This window comes from Streptomyces sp. NPDC058985 (assembly GCF_042740985.1).
Classification (GTDB): Bacteria; Actinomycetota; Actinomycetes; order Streptomycetales; family Streptomycetaceae; genus Streptomyces.
On record NZ_JBHYJX010000070.1, the window covers coordinates 1 to 16421 of the forward strand.

16 protein-coding genes and 1 pseudogene are annotated in these 16421 nt (G+C 73.3%); 9 read left to right on the forward strand and 8 right to left on the reverse strand.

Features of this window, described 5'->3' with window-relative positions:
* Positions 1-90: 90 nt before the first annotated feature.
* From ACFW01_RS36155 to rsgA, 3 genes are read right to left on the reverse strand one after another with little or no spacing between them, the layout of a single operon-like run.
* A complete protein-coding gene (locus ACFW01_RS36155) occupies positions 91-618 on the reverse strand; it encodes a methylated-DNA--[protein]-cysteine S-methyltransferase (protein ID WP_384510794.1) in 528 nt (175 codons plus the stop codon).
* Complete coding sequence (locus ACFW01_RS36160; protein ID WP_384510797.1) at positions 615-2081, reverse strand: DNA-3-methyladenine glycosylase 2 family protein; 1467 nt, start codon at positions 2079-2081, stop codon at positions 615-617. The genes ACFW01_RS36155 and ACFW01_RS36160 overlap by 4 nt, the downstream gene beginning before the upstream one ends.
* Before the next feature lie 27 nt (positions 2082-2108).
* Positions 2109-3221, reverse strand: a complete 1113-nt coding sequence (gene rsgA / locus ACFW01_RS36165; RefSeq protein WP_384510800.1) for a ribosome small subunit-dependent GTPase A — start codon at positions 3219-3221, stop codon at positions 2109-2111.
* Positions 3222-3528: 307 nt separating this feature from the next.
* Between rsgA and ACFW01_RS36170 the strand changes: the two genes are divergently transcribed.
* From ACFW01_RS36170 to ACFW01_RS36180, 3 genes are all read left to right on the forward strand, one after another.
* Positions 3529-4068 carry a winged helix-turn-helix domain-containing protein gene (locus ACFW01_RS36170; RefSeq protein WP_234961544.1) on the forward strand — a complete coding sequence of 180 codons (540 nt, stop codon included), beginning with the start codon at positions 3529-3531 and terminating at the stop codon, positions 4066-4068.
* Between the two features lie 17 nt (positions 4069-4085).
* Positions 4086-5351: an MFS transporter gene (locus ACFW01_RS36175; protein WP_384510852.1), complete on the forward strand. Its 1266-nt coding sequence runs from the start codon at positions 4086-4088 to the stop codon at positions 5349-5351.
* Between the two features lie 93 nt (positions 5352-5444).
* Positions 5445-6323 carry an SDR family oxidoreductase gene (locus ACFW01_RS36180; protein ID WP_384510804.1) on the forward strand — a complete coding sequence of 293 codons (879 nt, stop codon included), beginning with the start codon at positions 5445-5447 and terminating at the stop codon, positions 6321-6323.
* Positions 6324-6486: 163 nt separating this feature from the next.
* Here ACFW01_RS36180 and ACFW01_RS36185 read toward each other — a convergent pair whose 3' ends face one another.
* Both ACFW01_RS36185 and ACFW01_RS36190 read right to left on the reverse strand, forming a co-directional pair.
* Positions 6487-7125, reverse strand: coding sequence for a hypothetical protein (locus ACFW01_RS36185; protein WP_234961541.1), 639 nt, complete (start codon positions 7123-7125; stop codon positions 6487-6489).
* Positions 7126-7300: 175 nt separating this feature from the next.
* Positions 7301-7806, reverse strand: a pseudogene (locus ACFW01_RS36190) (transcriptional regulator); the annotation flags it as partial.
* Between ACFW01_RS36190 and ACFW01_RS36195 the strand changes: the two are divergent.
* The 3 genes from ACFW01_RS36195 to ACFW01_RS36205 all read left to right on the forward strand — a co-directional run bounded on the left by ACFW01_RS36195 (position 7706) and on the right by ACFW01_RS36205 (position 10804).
* Positions 7706-7963, forward strand: coding sequence for a hypothetical protein (locus ACFW01_RS36195; protein ID WP_384510855.1), 258 nt, complete (start codon positions 7706-7708; stop codon positions 7961-7963). The pseudogene ACFW01_RS36190 and the gene ACFW01_RS36195 sit on opposite strands and share 101 nt — an antisense overlap.
* 196 nt (positions 7964-8159) lie before the next feature.
* Positions 8160-8864, forward strand: coding sequence for a TetR/AcrR family transcriptional regulator (locus ACFW01_RS36200; protein WP_384510807.1), 705 nt, complete (start codon positions 8160-8162; stop codon positions 8862-8864).
* A gap of 317 nt (positions 8865-9181) precedes the next feature.
* Complete coding sequence (locus ACFW01_RS36205) at positions 9182-10804, forward strand: FAD-dependent monooxygenase (protein WP_384510810.1); 1623 nt, start codon at positions 9182-9184, stop codon at positions 10802-10804.
* On the opposite strand, the gene ACFW01_RS36210 is transcribed toward ACFW01_RS36205, so the two are convergent.
* The 3 genes from ACFW01_RS36210 to ACFW01_RS36220 all read right to left on the reverse strand — a co-directional run bounded on the left by ACFW01_RS36210 (position 10805) and on the right by ACFW01_RS36220 (position 12712).
* Positions 10805-11359, reverse strand: a complete 555-nt coding sequence (locus ACFW01_RS36210; protein ID WP_384510813.1) for a pyridoxamine 5'-phosphate oxidase family protein — start codon at positions 11357-11359, stop codon at positions 10805-10807.
* 61 nt (positions 11360-11420) lie between these two features.
* The gene (locus tag ACFW01_RS36215; protein WP_234961536.1) at positions 11421-11789 is read right to left on the reverse strand and encodes a low affinity iron permease family protein; all 369 of its coding nucleotides are present in this window, start codon (positions 11787-11789) and stop codon (positions 11421-11423) included.
* Positions 11790-11869: 80 nt separating this feature from the next.
* Positions 11870-12712 (reverse strand): GntR family transcriptional regulator, encoded by an 843-nt coding sequence (locus ACFW01_RS36220; RefSeq protein ID WP_384510816.1) that lies wholly within the window; start codon positions 12710-12712, stop codon positions 11870-11872.
* Between the two features lie 148 nt (positions 12713-12860).
* Between ACFW01_RS36220 and ACFW01_RS36225 the strand changes: the two genes are divergently transcribed.
* From ACFW01_RS36225 to ACFW01_RS36235, 3 genes are read left to right on the forward strand one after another with little or no spacing between them, the layout of a single operon-like run.
* On the forward strand, positions 12861-14153 hold the full coding sequence (locus ACFW01_RS36225; protein ID WP_234961534.1) for a D-tagatose-bisphosphate aldolase, class II, non-catalytic subunit: 1293 nt from the start codon (positions 12861-12863) through the stop codon (positions 14151-14153).
* Complete coding sequence (locus ACFW01_RS36230; RefSeq protein WP_234961533.1) at positions 14150-15307, forward strand: SIS domain-containing protein; 1158 nt, start codon at positions 14150-14152, stop codon at positions 15305-15307. The genes ACFW01_RS36225 and ACFW01_RS36230 overlap by 4 nt, the downstream gene beginning before the upstream one ends.
* 33 nt (positions 15308-15340) lie before the next feature.
* On the forward strand, positions 15341-16378 hold the full coding sequence (locus ACFW01_RS36235; RefSeq protein WP_384510820.1) for an N-acetylglucosamine kinase: 1038 nt from the start codon (positions 15341-15343) through the stop codon (positions 16376-16378).
* Positions 16379-16421 lie beyond the last annotated feature (43 nt).

A 16421-nucleotide genomic window follows, 5' to 3' on the forward strand; every position in this document is an offset into this window, starting at 1 on the left:
GTACGAGGCTCTACGCCCGGCACGGCGAGAGCACGCACCTGACGCCGCGAGGCCGCCCTCCGGGCGACGACGGGAATTGTCAGACAGGCCCTAGGAGCGGCCGAAGCCGTCCCGGAGGGCTCCCTCCAGGGTGAGCAGCCGGGTCTTGCGGTCCAGGCCGCCCGCGTATCCGGTCAGGGTGCCGTCGGCGCCGATCACCCGGTGGCAGGGGCGCAGGATGAGCAGCGGGTTGGCGCCGATCGCGCCGCCGACGGCGCGGACCGCGGGCCGGGAGGCACCGATGCGCGCCGCGATCTCGCCGTACGTGGTGGTCGCTCCGTAGGGGACGTCGTCGAGGGCGGCCCACACCCGTTCCCGGAAGGCGGTGCCCTCGGCGCGCAGCGGCAGCCGGAAGTCCGTCAGCTCACCGGCGAAGTAGGCGGCGAGCTGCTCCTCGGCCGCCCGGAAGGGCCCGGTGTCGTGCCGCCAGCCGTCCTGGACGCTCCGGCCGCCCTTCTGCCCGGGCACGGACAGCGAGGTGAGCGCGCCGTCCGGGGCCGCGGTGAGGAGCAGCGGTCCGACGGGGCTGTCGGTCTCCGTCCAGTACGTCACGGACGTGCCGGTGGTGGTCGTGGTCATCGGTCCTGCTCCCAGTCTCCTGCGGCGCGCAGGTGGTTCACAGCGTACGAGCGCCAGGGGCGCCAGCTGTCGGGCACGGTCGGGTCGGGCGGGGCGGTGTCGGGGTCGCCGAGGGCACGGGTGCGGACGACCGCGGCCGTCCGGGCGTCCATGCCGGGCACGGCGAGCAGGGCGCGTTCGGCGTCGTCCCGGTCGGCGCCCGGGTCCAGGCGTAGGGTGCCGTCGGCGAGGGCGGCGGCGAGCGCGCCCACGGGGCCGTCCGGCTCGGCGGCGGCGAGGACCGCCGGTTCGGGGAAGAGGTGGGTGAGGGTGCCGCAGGGCGCGTCGAGGGCCTTGCCGTACCGCTGGACCAGCCGTTCGGCGGCCGCGCGCCCGGCCAGGGCCCGGACGGCGAGTTCACCGGGGTCGGCGGTGCCGGGTGAGCGCAGCCCGGGGCGGGCGGCGACCAGCGGGGCGAGGCGGGGGTCGGCGCCGAGGCGTTCGTCCACGGCGTACGGGTCGGCGTCCAGGTCGAAGAGCCGCCGCAGGCGCTGCACGGAGGTGGTCAGGTCGCGCAGGTCGGTGAGGTGGAGGCGGGCGTCGAGCCAGCCGCCGCCGTTGCCCTGGACGCCCGTGCGCTCCTCGACGGCGACGATGCCGGTGCTGTACGGCAGCCGCAGGGTGCGCCGGTAGCGGCGCCGGCCGGGCGGGCCGCTCACCTCCTCCACGCCGGCGAGGGCCTCCCGCTGGAGCAGGTCGAAGACGGGTCCGGCCTGGTAGGGGCCGCGGTGGGCGAGGCGCAGCGGGACGCCGGCGGACGGGGTGGCGGTGTGCCGGGAGGCCCGGTCGGCCGCTGGGGCGGCGGCGCGGACGTCGCTCGGGGTGGCCGCGTACACGGCCCGGATGGTGTCGTTGAACTGCCGCACGCTGGCGAATCCGGAGGCGAAGGCGATCTCGGTGACCGGCAGTCCGGTGGTCTGCAGCAGGACGCGCGCGGTGTGCGCCCGCTGGGCCCGGGCGAGGGCGACGGGCCCGGCGCCCAGCTCGGCGGTGAGCTGCCGCTGCACCTGGCGGGCGCTGTAGCCGAGGCGGACGGCGAGTCCGGCGACGCCCTCGCGGTCGACGACGCCGTCCCCGATCAGCCGCATGGCCCGGCCGACGACGTCGGCGCGCACGTTCCAGTCCGCCGAGCCCGGCACGGCGTCGGGGCGGCACCGCCGGCAGGCCCGGAACCCCGAGCCCTGCGCGGCGGCCGCCGTCGCGAAGAACCGCACGTTGCGCCGCTTCGGCGTGACCGCCGGGCAGCTGGGCCGGCAGTAGATGCCGGTCGTGCGCACGGCGAAGAAGAACGCGCCGTCGAACCGGGCGTCCCGGCTGCGTACGGCCTCGTACCTGCTGTCCTCGTGCGCTGTGCGCTGTGCTGTATCGGTCACGCTGTCCAGTCTCCGCCAGTCCGGCGGACCGGGCTGGCGGAAATCGGACATGGCATCCGGGGGTGGCCGGAGCGGTGGCTACCGGGGGCCGCCGCCCCGCTTGGCCTCCATCGCCGCCCGGCCCATGGCGTCCCGGCGCTTCCACTCCTTGCGCATCTCCGCCCGCAGCCGGGCGTCGGTCTTGGCGACGATGCGCTGGTTCTCCCGCATCAGCTTGCGGTAGCTCTCCAGCCGCCGTTCGGGCAGCTCGCCGGAGTCGAGGGCGCCGAGGACGGCGCACCCCGGCTCGCGCTCGTGCGCGCAGTCGTGGAACCGGCAGCCGCGGCCCAGCTCCTCGATCTCGGCGAACACCTGCCCGACGCCGCTGCTCGCGTCCCACAGGCCGACGCCGCGCAGCCCCGGGGTGTCGATCAGCACGCCGCCGCCGGGCAGGGCGAGCAGGTTGCGGGTGGTCGTGGTGTGCCGTCCCTTGCCGTCGACGTCCCGGATCCGCTGGACGTCCATGACGTCCTCGCCGAGCAGGGCGTTGGCGAGCGTGGACTTTCCGGCGCCGGACTGCCCGAGCAGCACCGCCGTACCGCCGCCGACGACGGCGTCCAGCACGTCGAGCCCCTCGCCCTGCTCGGCGCTGACGGTGAGCACCGGCACGCCGGGCGCGCTGGTCTCCACGTCCTGGACGAGATGCGACAGGGTCACCGGGGCGGGCACGAGGTCGGCCTTGGTGAGGACGACCACGGGCTGCGCCCCGGACTCCCAGGCGAGCGCGAGGAACCGCTCGATCCGGGCGAGGTCCAGCTCGGCCGCGAGCGACACGGCGACGATGGCGTGATCGACGTTGGCGGCGAGGATCTGCCCCTCGGACCGCTTGGAGGAGGTGGAGCGCACGAAGGCGGTACGACGCGGCAGACACGTGCGTACGTAGCGCGGGTTGCCGTCCGGTTCGAGGGCGACCCAGTCGCCGGTGCAGACGACCCGCAGGGGGTCGTGCGGGGTGACGAACGCGGTGTCGGCGCGCACGGTGCCGTCGGCGGTGACGACGTCGCACCGGCCGCGGTCGACCCGTACGACGCGGCCGGGCAGGAGCCCTTCGGCGGCGTACGGGGAGAAGGCGTCGGCCCAGTCCTCGTCCCAGCCGTAGGGGGTCAGGGCGGAGGAGAGGGAGGTGGACGGGGTGGAAGCGTCGGAAGACAAGGGGTGACCCTTCGAGGGGCGGCCCCGGCCGGGAGAACTGCGGGAAGTGGTGTCAGCCGGCGGCCACGGAGGTGGACTTGACGGATTCCTGGATGCGGGCAGCGCCCTTCGCAACGACAGCCATCGGTCAACACCTCCCGGGTCACGTACAGCGAGCAGCGGCGGCGGAGCAGCCACCGGAACGAACAGAACTCTAGCGGCGCCTCGCGAGGCCCACCAGCGATTTACCGGGCGGCCCTCGGGAGCGGGCAGAGGGGCGCGCGCGATCCCCTTGCGCAATGGTCAAGAATCGTTGACCATTACTCCCATGCATGCCGACGATGTTCCCGAGACCCTTCACGTCACCACTGAGGAACAGCTGCGCGCCGTCTCCAATCTCACGCGTCACCGGATCATGGCCGTGCTCCGCTTCGAACCGGCGACGATCACGCAGATCGCCGAGCGGGTCGGCCTCGCCAAGGGGAGTTCCAGCTATCACGTGCGGCTGCTGGAGCGGGCCGGCCTGGTGAAGGTGGTGCGGACGCGGAAGGTGCGGGGGGTCACCGAGCGGTACTACGCGATGGCCGCGGGGGCGATCGTGCTGCCGGATCCGGGCGAGGGAGGGCCGGATGTGCTGATGCGCCACGCGGTGGCGGATCTGGAGGCGTCGCCGGCGGATGGCGAGCGGCACGTACGGATGGCGCACCTGCGCCTCACCGAGGGGCAGTTCGCAGAGCTGGGGGCGCGGTTGCAGGCTCTGGCGGACGAGTACCAGGGGTTGTCCGATCCGTCGCTGCCGGACGTGTCGCTCGTCTTCGCGCTGTTCCGGCCGGCGCCGCGCGAGCAGGCGGAGGGGGAGTCCGAGTGACCTCAGCGGCATGGAAGCTGCCGACCGGGTTCGGACGCCTGTGGACCGCGCAGACGGTCTCCTCCCTCGGTGACGGGGTGTCGCATGCCGCGCTGCCGCTGCTCGCGTTGACGCTGACGCGGGAACCGATGGCGCTCGCCGTCGTCACGGCCGCGGGAACGCTGCCGTGGCTGCTCTTCGGGGTGCTCGGCGGTGCGCTGGTGGACCGCTGGGACCGCCGGCGCACGATGTGGGTCGCGGACACGGCACGTGCGGTGCTGCTCGCGATACCCGCGGCGGCGGCCGTGCTGGACGTCCTGAGCATTCCGCTGCTCGCGGCCGTCGCCTTCCTGCTCGGCCTCGGCGGACTCTTCTTCGACACGGCCGCCACGGCCTATCTGCCGGACCTGCTCCGCCGCGACCCCGCACTCCTGGAGCGCGCCAACTCCCGTCTGCGCGGCGCCCAGACCGCCATGTCCGGCTTCGCCGGCCCGCCTGCGGGCAGTGCGCTGCTCGCGCTCGGGCGAGCGTTGCCGCTGCTCGCCGACGCGGTGTCGTTCATGCTCTCCGCACTGCTCGTACGCACGCTGCCGGCCGTGCCCCGGGCCGTGCCGGAGGTCCGCGAGTCGCTGCTGCGGCAGGCGCGGGCCGGGGCCTCGTACGTCTTCCGGGACCGGCTGCTGCTCGGGCTCGCGCTGCGCCCGGCGGTCGGGAACGTCGCCTTCCTCGCCGTGGAGACCGTCCTCGCCCTCTTCGCGCACGAACGCCTCGGCATCGACACCTACGGCTTCGGCCTGCTGCTCACGGCGGAGGCCACCGGCGGCCTGCTCGGTGCGGCCCTCGCCTCCCACCTGGGCCGACGACTCGGCACCGGCACCGCACTGACCTGCACAGCCGCCGTCGAAGGGCTTGCCATCCTGGGCCTGGCCACTGCCCCGAACCCGTACGCGGCCGGGCTGGCGCTCGCCGTCTGCGGAGCCGGCATGGGCGCCACGATGGTGCTCGGGCCCTCCCTCCGGCAGGCGATCGTCCCGGCCCACCTCATGGGCCGGGTGGCCTCCACCTCCCGCATGCTGGCCATGTGCGCCGCCCCCATCGGGGCCTTCCTCGGCGGCTGGCTGGCCACCACCCACGACATCCGCACCCCGCTGTACGCCGCCGGCCTCCTCCTCCTGGCGATGACGGCCGTCACGGCATCCATGACCAGCAACCGCCGGGTCGAAGCGGCGCTGCGTGCCGCCGCCCCGTCCGGCTCCGGCGCACCCCTCGCCCGCGGGGAGGCGCTCACCCGGAGCGGAGACTGAGGAAGGGCCGGGGAGAGCCCTGTGGCCCTGGGTACCCGTGGTGGGGCCCGGTGTGGTCATCGGGCCCCACGTCAGGTACATGGAGGCAGACCCGTGACGGAACGACAGCACCCCGGCGAGCAGCACCCGACCCCGGAGTTTCCCTCCCAGAGCCAGCCGCACCCCGGTTGGACGGGTCCGATGGACCCGCCCCCGGACCACGGCGAGGAGTCCTACCGGGGCCACGGCCGGCTGGAGGGCCGCAAGGCCGTGATCACCGGCGGAGACTCCGGGATCGGCCGCGCGGTCGCCCTGGCCTTCGCCCGGGAGGGAGCCGACGTGCTCTTCACCCATCTGGAGGACGAGCGGGACGACGCCGCCGAGACGACACGGCTGATCGAGAAAGCCGGTCGGCGTGCCGTGGCCGTGGCGTGCGACGTACGGGAGGAAGAGAACTGCCGTGCGTTGATCGACCGCGCCGTCTCCGAGTTCGGCCGGATCGACGTCCTCGTGAACAACGCGGCGTACCAGATGTCCCAGCCCGACGGCATCGAGGCGATCTCCACCGAGCAGTTCGACCGGGTGCTGCGCACCAACCTGTACGGCATGTTCTGGCTCTGCAAGATGGCCCTGCCGCACATCCCGGAAGGCGGCAGCGTCATCAACTCCGCGTCGGTGCAGGCGTACAAACCCAGTCCGCATCTGCTGGACTACGCGACGACGAAGGGTGCCATCGTCACCTTCACCCAGGGTCTGGCGCAGATGCTGATCGGGAAGGGCATCCGCGTCAACGCGGTGGCGCCGGGCCCGGTGTGGACGCCGCTGATCCCGGCGACCCTGCCGGACACGCAGACGTTCGGCAAGCAGGCCCCCATCGGGCGGCCCGCGCAGCCCGCCGAGATGGCGCCGGCGTATGTCTTCCTCGCGTCGCAGGAGTCGTCGTACATCACAGCCGAGATCGTCAACGCGACAGGCGGGACACCGCTGCCGTAAACACAACCGGTCCGGTTCCTCCTCCGCCGAGCCGGCCGAGGACGCGGTACGCGTTCCTGCCTCGGACAGGTGGCGACGCCGGCTGCGAGCCGGTCAGCGACGCTGCGGGGTGCGCGGCCGAGGAGTCGGGCCAGCAGCGGGTCGGCTGCGGCGAAGTAGCCGGCTACGGCCGCTTCCCGCCGTCCGCCTTCTCAAGTTCACGGGAGACGGCGTGCTCGCCCTGTCCACGCACGGTCTCCTCCAAGCTGTGCTCGTCCCGCTGCGAGAAGCGCTCGCCCTTGGCGAAGTCGTCCTCGCTCAGCACCCGGCCGCACCACTCCCCTCGCCCCACCACATGGTCGTCGAACGGCACGGCGGCCCCCTCGCCGAGGACGATCCACCGACCGGCGTCCCAGCGCAGGGCGAGGACGTAGGTGCGACCCGTCTCCAGCCGCGGCGCCTCCGGGGCGGTGCGCTTGATCCGTTTGCCGTTGCGATACACCGACCAGCCAGGAGCGGTCATCTCGAACGTGCTCCGCAGCTCGCGCCGGGCGGTGCCCGCGGACCACAGCACTCCCTCTTTCCGGAACGTCACCGCCCGGTCGACCGTGTACCGCACCGCCCCCTTGGAGACGTCCCGCCTGTTGGTCTCCCGCTCGGCGGTCGCCACCGCCACCACCGCATGGTCCGCGCCGGCCGTCCAGTCCGCCGCGGTTTGCGACGGATGGGCGTCGCCTGCCGGGCCGCAGCCCACCACGGTGTGCAGCCCCTCCCGGCCGATCAGCACACCCGCGGTGACGCCGACAGCGGCCAATATCGCCACAGCGGGTCTGCCGGACAACAGGTGACGGACCGCTGATCTCAACTCAAGACTCCCGTGCTCGGACAGCACCGGGCCATCCGGTGCGCACACAGGTATTGATCACTTTTTTCGCCGGCAGGTTGCGGGAGAGCCGCCACGAGAAGCGACCTGCCCCCGGATCAGCCGCTCGACAGGCCGGGGGAGGTCGCGGCGCCGCCGAGGTCCATGACGCCAGCAGGCTCAGCGCTTGGACGGACGCCGATCCGGGTGCGGCGGTGTAGAGGAACAGGGTGGTCTCGCTGTCCGCGGGCAGCGCGAGAGTCTCGTACTCCCCGGTGAGTTCGCCGACCAACGGATGCGGCAGCCGCTTGGACCCGTGTGTGTGCGCTGGTGCACGCGGTGCTGCCGCCACCAGTCGTCGAAGTCGTCGCTCAGTTCCCGCAGCTCGGCGTGCACCAGCGCCTCCGTGGCCTGTCGCTCCGACGCGCGGACCGCGTCCAGGCGCAGGTTCTCCACCGCCGCGCGGGCCTGCACTTCCCAGTCGACGAAAAGGTCTCGGGCGTCCTGGTCGAGGAAGAGCCAGCGGGTGTAGTTGCGTTCCGTGGCCGGCATCGCATCGAAGTCCGCGAACAGGGCTCTGGCCATCCGGTTCGCCCCCAGGACGACTGACCGACGTCCCAGGAAGAGCGCCAAGGGTGCCGCCGCCATCATCGAGCGCGCCGGTCTCGACGAGAGCCCCCTGCGCCAGCTGCTGGGCTCCCACGCCCACGCCTACGCCACCGCGAAGGTCGACGCCCTGCGGGCCAACCTCGACGCCACCGCCGCCTCCGCCGCGACCACCGACTTCCCGGACGTCTGAGCATGCGCCGCTTCGACGCCGATCCCGAACTCACCGCACTCGTCTCCGACCTCGACCGGTACCAAGGCGGCGCCGCCCTCGGCCCCCACGCCGCACGAGTCGCGCGGGCCGCCCGCTCGCGGTGGGCATTTCGACCGCGAGCAGGGCGTCCCCGAAGGTGGGCGCCTGCGCGAACACGTTCGCTACGATGAGCGTCGTGGGTGCGAGAAGAGAGCCGGTCAGCCGCCGGGAGCGTCCGGCCAAACCCGCCCTGTCCCGGCGCGGAATCGTGGACACGGCCCTGCGGATCATGCGGGCCGAAGGGCTGGAGAAGGTCACGATGCGCCGCTTGGCGCAGGAACTGGACACCGGTCCGGCCTCGCTCTACGTGTACGTCGCCAACACCGCCGAGCTGCACGCGGCCGTCCTGGACGCCCTGCTCGGCGAGGTCGACCTGACCGGCCGGGGCGGCAACGCGGACGGCAAGGACTGGCGCGGCCGGCTCCGCGCCGTCATGACCTCCTACACCTTGGTGCTCTTCGAGCACCCGCAGCTCGCCCGGTCCGCTCTCGTCACCCGGCCGAGCGGTGAGAACTACCTGCGCCTGGTGGAGCGCGTCCTCGACCTCCTCTCCCACAGCGGCGCCGGCCGGGAGCAGGTCGCCTGGGGGGTGGACAAGCTCATCCAGGACGCGACGGCCACCGCCGCCGAACAGGGGACGCGCGAGCACGACCCCCACTCCGAAGACGACTGGAGCGCGGCCGTCGGCGTGCTGCACGCTGTGGACGAGACGACGCATCCGGCGATCAGCGCGCACATACCGCACCTGGTCAGCGGTACGGCCGAGGACCGGATGCGCTGGAGCTTCGACGTGCTCGTCAACGGCATCACGGGTACCCCCGTGCCCGGCCGGGCCGGCTGAGCCCTCGGGCCCTGCCACCCCCACCGCCCGTGAGCGTCGCTCACCTGGGCCGAAGCGGCCGATTCCAGGTCAGCCGCACGGTACTGTCCTGCACCGTCCCCGAGCGGACGCCGGCCCAGGCAGCCGTCTCTCCGGTGCACGCACGCACCCTCGCTCCCCGAAGAGGCCCCCCGAAGGCATTACGAACATGTTCGTTACGACATTGCTCGTAACGAACACGTTCGTTACGCTGGAGTCGGCGGAGTTCTCGACGCGCCACGGCCGCAGGCCGAACCGGCATCGAGCCGCACCGTCCCCTACGCGCGAAGGAGCAGGTCATGGACGAGATCACCCATGTTGCCGACGGCACGACCGCCGAAGCGGTGCCCGTACTGATCGTCGGCGGCAGCCTCGTAGGGCTGTCCGCCGCGGTCTTCCTGACCTGGCACGGCGTTCCGGTCGTCTTGGTGGACAAGCACCGCGGCAGCTCCTCGCATCCGCGTGCGATCGGCTTCACCACCCGCACGATGGAACACTTCCGGCAAGTGGGGGTCGACGTGCCGCCGTCACTCCAGGGCATGAAGCCGCCGCGGCGGGCGCGGGTGGAGAGCCTGAGCGGTGCGTGGCTGGAGGAGTACCCGTGGACCCCGGGCGGCGAGGGCTCCTACGGCGCCGAGGACTCCCCGGTGCACGCGATCGCGATCACCCAGGACAGGCTCGAACCCCTCCTGCGTGACCGGTCGGCCGAGCTGGGCGCGGACCTGCGGCTGGGTACCGAACTGATCGGCTTCGTCCAGGACGACGACGGCGTGACCGCGACACTGCGTCGCCGCGACGACGGCCACGAGTACCCCCTGCGCGCCCAGTACCTGGTGGCCGCGGACGGCGCGACCAGCGCCGTGCGAGAGAAGCTGGGCATCGCCCGCCACGGGGCGGGTCCGCTGTCGGTGCAGCGCAGCATCCTGTTCCGTGCGCCCTTGGACGACCATCTCCGGCACGGCGTGGTCCAGTTCGAGATCGAGCAGCCGGACTTGAAGGCGTTCCTGACCACCTACTCCGACGGGCGGTGGGTGCTGATGCTCAGTGACGACATCGAGCGTGACACCGACGAGCAACGGCGGGTGGTGCGGCAGGCGGTCGGACGTAGCGACATTCCCGTCGAATTGGTGACCACCGGCCGCTGGGACCTGGCCGGGCTGATCGCCGACCGCTTCGCCGACGGACGGGTCTTCCTCATCGGCGACGCCGCGCACCAACTGCCGCCCAACCGTGGCGGCTTCGGCGCCAATACCGGAATCGACGACGCGCACAACCTGGCCTGGAAACTGGCCGCCGTGCTGGCCGGGAGGTCTGAGCCCCGGCTTCTGGACACCTACGATGCCGAACGTCGGCCTGTGGCGGACCTGCGCCATGACCAACTGTTCGCACGCGCCGACTACAAGGCCTACCTGACGGCACCCAAGACAGACGTACCGATGCTGGACGACGCGTCCATCGAACTCGGCCAGCTCTACCGCTCGGCCGCGGTGCTGGGCGCGGACGCCGATCTGCCGCCCGCACGGCGACCGGACCAGTGGTCCGGCCAGTCGGGCACCCGGGCCCCGCACCTGTGGGTCACCGTCGACGGCGAGGAGCGTTCGACACTGGACCTGTTCCGGCACGACTGGGTGCTGCTGTCCGAGGACGAGCGCTGGGCCGCCGCCGCGACCCGTGCCGCCGAGCGGTCAGGCATCCCCGTCACGTTCGTACGCATCGGCACGGACGCGAGTCCGGTGGAGCCGAGCGCCTTCCGTACCGCCTACGGCCTCACATCCACCGGGGCCGCCCTGGTCCGGCCCGACGGATACATCGCCTGGCGCACCATCACCGCCCCGGCCGATCCCGCCCAGGCGCTCGACGCCGCGTTGAACGCCACCGCCGCGCCCGCCCACACGATCGAGACGACGGCGACGGAGTCCTGATCACGACCGCTGGAAGGTGTAGCGGGTGTGGCTGAACACCTGGCCTTCGTGCCCGAAGCCGTACGCCGTGCCCGGTGCCACCGCGAAGAGCAGGTCGTCGCCCTCGCGGATGCTGTCGCCGAAGCCGTGGAACACCCCCTCCGGGGAGGTGATGTGGTCCCCGTACTGTGCCTCGAACGCGGCCACGACCTCGTCCTGCCGCGCCGGATCCGTCACCCGCTCCGCCGTGCCCTCGATCACGATGTCGAGCCCTTCGGAGAGTGAGTTGTGCCCCGTGGTCAGTGCGCAGTGGGGATTGGCGGCCAGGTTCTTCGCCTTCTGCTCCCCCGACCCGGTGCTGAAGTGCAGTGCCCCGTCGTGCCAGGCGGCGATCAGCGGTGTGACGTGCAGGCGGCCGTCCGGCCGGATCGTGGTGATCCAGAAGACCTCGGCGGCCCGCATCCGGCGCTGGGCCTCGGCCCAGTCCGTGGCGGTGACGTCCTCCGCGCCCGGGCGCGGGTTGAGGGCGGAGCTGTAGCGGGCGTCGAGTTCGGTCCTGGGCTGCTTCGGAGTCATGCGGAACTCCTTTCCCTCCTTCTCACCAGGGCTACGCAGCTCGTGGCGAAGGAACGCTCGCTCAGGTCTGTTCCTCGATGCCGATGGCCGTGCGCAGAGAGCGCTGGGCCGGGCCGGGTTCGCCCTGCTGGGACTCCAGCAGGGCGGCGGCGATGGCGTCGAGCTTGCGTTGCACGGCGTGCTCGGCCCGGCGTTCGCTGTTCTTCAGCAGCGCCAGCAGCAGAAGGGTGACCGCGGTCATGGACTCGCCGGCGAGCAGCATCCAGGTGAGCGGCGCCTTGGCGATGTGCACGCCTATGACGATGCCGACCAGCAGCAGGCAGACCCCGAAGAACGCCGGACTGCTGGTGAAGTTGGACGCCCGCTCGGCGAACCGCTCGAAGGGGCCGCGCCTCCTGCCGCCGCGTTCGGCCGGGTGCTCCAGGGCCATGTGCCGCCTCCTTCGGTGCCGCCGGGTGTCGATGCGGTCCTCGTACCCGGTGGTCGGCGGACCAGGCCTGACGTGCGGTCTCAGTCGGTGATCGAGGCCCGGAAGCGGTACCGGTCGCCGCGGTAGATGGCGACCGTCAGCTCCAGCGGGCGGGCGTCCTGGTTGTACGCCAGCTGCGTGGCGACCAGTACCGGTGTGACGTCCGTGATCTCCAGCAGCTCCCGTTCCTCCGGGGTGGGCTGGCGGGCCTCGACCGAGTAGTCGGCGACGCGGGGGAACTGCCCCGGGGTGGCCGTGCGCAGGGTGGCGTACAGCGAGGCCGTGCCGAAGTCGGTGTCGGCGAGCCGCGGGCACAGCGCGAGGGGCAGCCTGTTGTGCTCGACGACCACCACCAGGTCGTCGAGGTAGCGCAGGCGCCGCATCTCGAACAGGGGCGCGCCCGGGGCGATGCGCAGCTCCTCGGCCTCCTGGACCCTCGCCGGGCGCACCGCGGAGGCCAGCACCCTGGTGCGGGCGGCGAGGCCGTGGCGCAGCGCGTGGTCGGCGAAGCCCTGCACGGAGCGGCCGCCGGGCGGGGTGGCGGGAGTGTCCCCGGCCTCCGCCGTCCCGTCTCCGGCACTCGCTCCCGTATGCGTACCCGGACCCGGACTCGCGCCGGTGCCGGTGCCGGTGCTCGTGAGGAACCAGCCCCGGGCCGGGGACGACTCGATCACGCCCCGGCTGGCGAGGTCCGCGAGCGCCGAGCGCATGGTGACACGCGAGACGGCGTACCGCTCGGCCAGCACGCGTTCCGAGGGGAGCCGGTCGCCGGCCCGGGCGCCCCCGGCGGTGATGTCGTCCATCAGGCGCGCGGCGACCTTCGCGTACAGCGGCAGCGCGTCGGCGTCGAGAAGGCCGCGCGGGAGCGGCGACTCAGTAGGCATACCAGTACAATACCAGATGCTCTTCATTGACGGCCAGTATTAATACCAGTATGGTCGCGGCAGGCGAGGGCCTTCCGCCCGATGTCCCGGCACACCCCGTACCACCTGCCACTTTCCCGTACTCACCCGCACCAGAACCGGAGACACCATGCCGAGCCCGTGGGACCAACTGGTACGAGACCAGAAGTCCGGTATCCCGGTGGGGATCGCGTCGGTCTGCTCGGCCCACCCCCTGGTCATCGAGGCAGCGGTCCGCCAGGCGCTGGCCACCGGGCGCACCCTGCTCGTCGAGGCGACCTCCAACCAGGTGGACCAGGACGGCGGTTACACCGGCATGCGCCCGGCCGGCTTCCGCGACCTGGTCCACCGGATCGCCGCGGAACACGGCCTGCCGGCGGACCGGATCGTGCTGGGCGGTGACCACCTCGGCCCCAACCGCTGGCGTGCCCTGCCCCCGGAGGAGGCCATGCGCAAGGCGGAGGTGCTGGTCGCCGCCTATGTCGAGGCGGGCTTCACCAAGATCCACCTGGACTGCAGCTTCTCCTGCGCGGGCGATCCGGTACCGCTCACCGACGACCTGGTCGCCCGGCGCGCGGTGCGGCTGATCCGCGTGGCCGAGCGCACGGCGGGGCCGCGGGCGGCCGGGCTCCGGTACGTGATCGGCACCGAGGTGCCGGTCCCCGGCGGTGCGCACGAGTCGCTGCACGAGGTCCCGCCCACCGCCGCGCCGGCCGCCGGGGCGACGCTGGAGCGGCACCGCGCCGCCTTCGCCGAGGCGGGTCTGTCCGGCGTCTGGCCCCGGGTGCTCGCGCTCGTCGTCCAGCCGGGCGTGGAGTTCGACCACCACCGGGTGTTCGGCTACCGGCGGTCCGCGACGGACCGGCTGCGCCGGGTCCTGGACGGCGAGCCGCACATGGTCTTCGAGGCCCACTCGACCGACTACCAGTCGGCCGCCGCGCTCGGCGAGCTGGTGGCCGACCACTGGGCCGTGCTCAAGGTCGGCCCCGGCCTGACGTTCGCCCTGCGCGAGGCGCTGTTCGCGCTGGCGGCCGTCGAGGACGAGCTGGTCGGCCCGGACCGGGCGTCCCGGCTGGCGGACGTCGTCGAACGCCGCATGCTGGAGCGGCCCGACTGGTGGCAGGGGTACTACGAGGGCGACACGCGCGAGCGCCACCTCGCCCGCCGCTACAGCTACAGCGACCGGATCCGGTACTACTGGGCGGATTCCGAGATCACGGCGGCCCAGTCCACGCTCTTCGGCAACCTCGACGCCGCCGGCATCCCGCTGCCCCTCCTCTCCGCCCACCTGCCCGAGCAGTACCGGCGGGTCCGTGCGGGCGAACTCGCGCCCACCCCGCGCGAACTGACCATCGACCGGGTCCGTGACGTCCTGCGCGACTACGACCGGGCCTGCACCCCCCTGATCAAGGAGTCCGCGTGACCGCCCCCCTCAGCCCCGCCCTCGCCGCCCCGGCCGGTGCGGAGCACACCCACCGGGAGATCGCCCAGCAGCCCGAGCTGTGGCAGCGGGTCGACCGGATCGTCGCGGACGGCCGGCCGCGGCTGGACGCCTTCCTCGCGCCGCTGCTCGCCGACCCCCGGCTGCGCATCGTGCTGACCGGCGCCGGTACCTCCGCCTACGCCGGGGAGATCCTGCGCGCGGCGCTGGCCGCGCACACCGGGCGGCGGGTGGACGCGATCGCGACGACCGACATCGTCGCCGACCCGCACGGCTGCCTCGGGGAGGACCTGCCCACCCTGCTGGTCTCCTTCGCGCGGTCCGGCAACAGCCCGGAGAGCACCGCGGCGACGGCCGCCGCCTCCGCCCTGCTCGGCACCTGCGCCCACCTGATCGTGACCTGCAACGCCGAGGGCGACCTCGCGCGGCTGCACCAGGACCGGTCCGACTCGCACGTGCTGCTGATGCCCCCGGAGGCCGAGGACCGCGGCTTCGCCATGACCTCCAGCCTGAGCTGCATGCTGCTGGCCGTCCTGCTGGTCCTCGGGCGGCGCCCCGAGGGCGGCGTGGACCCGCTCGCCCGGGCGGCCCGGGCCGTCGTCGGCGACGCGCTCGGCGCCCGCATCGACGCCTTCACCGCCGACGCCCCGGACCGGGTGGTGTACCTGGGCAGCGGCGCGCTCAAGGCGCTGGCCGGGGAGTCCGCGCTCAAGCTCCTGGAGCTGACCGGTGGCGCGGTGGTGTCCTGGGCGGACTCCTCGCTCGGGTTCCGGCACGGGCCCAAGGCCTTCCTCACCGACCGCACCTCGGTCCTCGTCTACGTCTCCAACGACCCGTACACCCGCCGGTACGACCTGGACATCCTCGCGGAGATGCGGGCCGCCCTGCCGCCGGGGCGCGTGGTCGCCGTGGCGGGCCGCGCCGAGGGCCTCACCGCGGACGACGGCACCTGGCTGCTGCCGGGGATGGCGGACGCCGACGACGCGGCGCTCGCGCTGCCCGCCGTGGTGTGCGCGCAGCGGGTGGCGCTGAACGCCTCCCTGGGCCGCGGCATCCGGCCCGACAACCCCTTCCCCGACGGCGAGGTCAACCGCGTCGTGCAGGGCGTCACCGTGTACCCGCTGTCCGGACGCTGACCGCGTTCGCCCGAGACCGGAGAGGAGAGCCGCATGGCCTCCGTGCAGCCCGTGAAGGACGACCGGCACCCCGCGCCCGACGCCGTGTTCCTCGGTGTGGACGGCGGGGGCACCAAGACCGCCTTCTGTCTCGTGGACGCCTCGGGCACGGTGCGGGCCCGGGTGACGGGTCCCGGCACCTCGCCCGCGGACGAGGCCGGCGACGACGGGTCGTTCGGCACGTACCCGGTGCTCGCCGAGGGTGTGGCCCGGGTGTGCGCCGAGTCGGGCGTCGCCCCCGCGGACGTGACCCACTCCTTCTTCGGGCTGCCCGCCCACGGGGAGTCGCCCGCGCTGACGGCGGCCCTCGACGCCCTGCCCGGCCGCCTGCTGGGCCACGACCGGTACGGCGTCGGCAACGACATGGTCTGCGGCTGGGCCGGCTCCCTCGGCCTGGCCGCCGGGATCAACGTGATCGGCGGCACCGGGTCGATGGCCTACGGCGAACGGGCGGGACGGACCGCGCGCACCGGGGGCTGGGGCGAGCTGTTCGGCGACGAGGGCTCGGCCCACTGGATCGCCGTGCGGGGGCTGAACGCCTTCACCCGCATGAGCGACGGCCGGCTCGCCCCGGGCCCGCTGGCCGACGTACTGCGCCAGGCGCTGGACCTCGGCTCGGACCTCGACGTGGTGGGCCGGGTGCTGTACGGCGGGCTCGGCCGGGACGGCGTCGCCGCCCTCAGCCGCCGGGTCACCGAGGCCGCCGAGCTGGGCGACTCCGTCGCCGGGGCGATCCTCGCCCGGGCCGGGCGGGAGCTGGCGCTGCTGGCGGACGCGGCCCGGGAACAGCTCGGCTTCCCCACGACCGAGCCGGTCCCCGTGTCGTACTCGGGCGGGGTCTTCGGGGCCCGGCCGGTGGCCGATGCCTTCCGCGCCGAACTTACCCGTCTGGACGCGCGCTTCGACCTGCGTCCTCCCCTGTACGAACCCGTGGTCGGCGCCGCCCTCCACGCCGCGTCGCTGGCCGGCACCCCGCTGGACGACACGGCCCGCGCCGCGCTGCGGTCCCCGCAAGGGCCCCCGTCGCCGTAGCACCGCCAAGACTCCCTCATCCCGCCCCACCACCGGGCGGTCC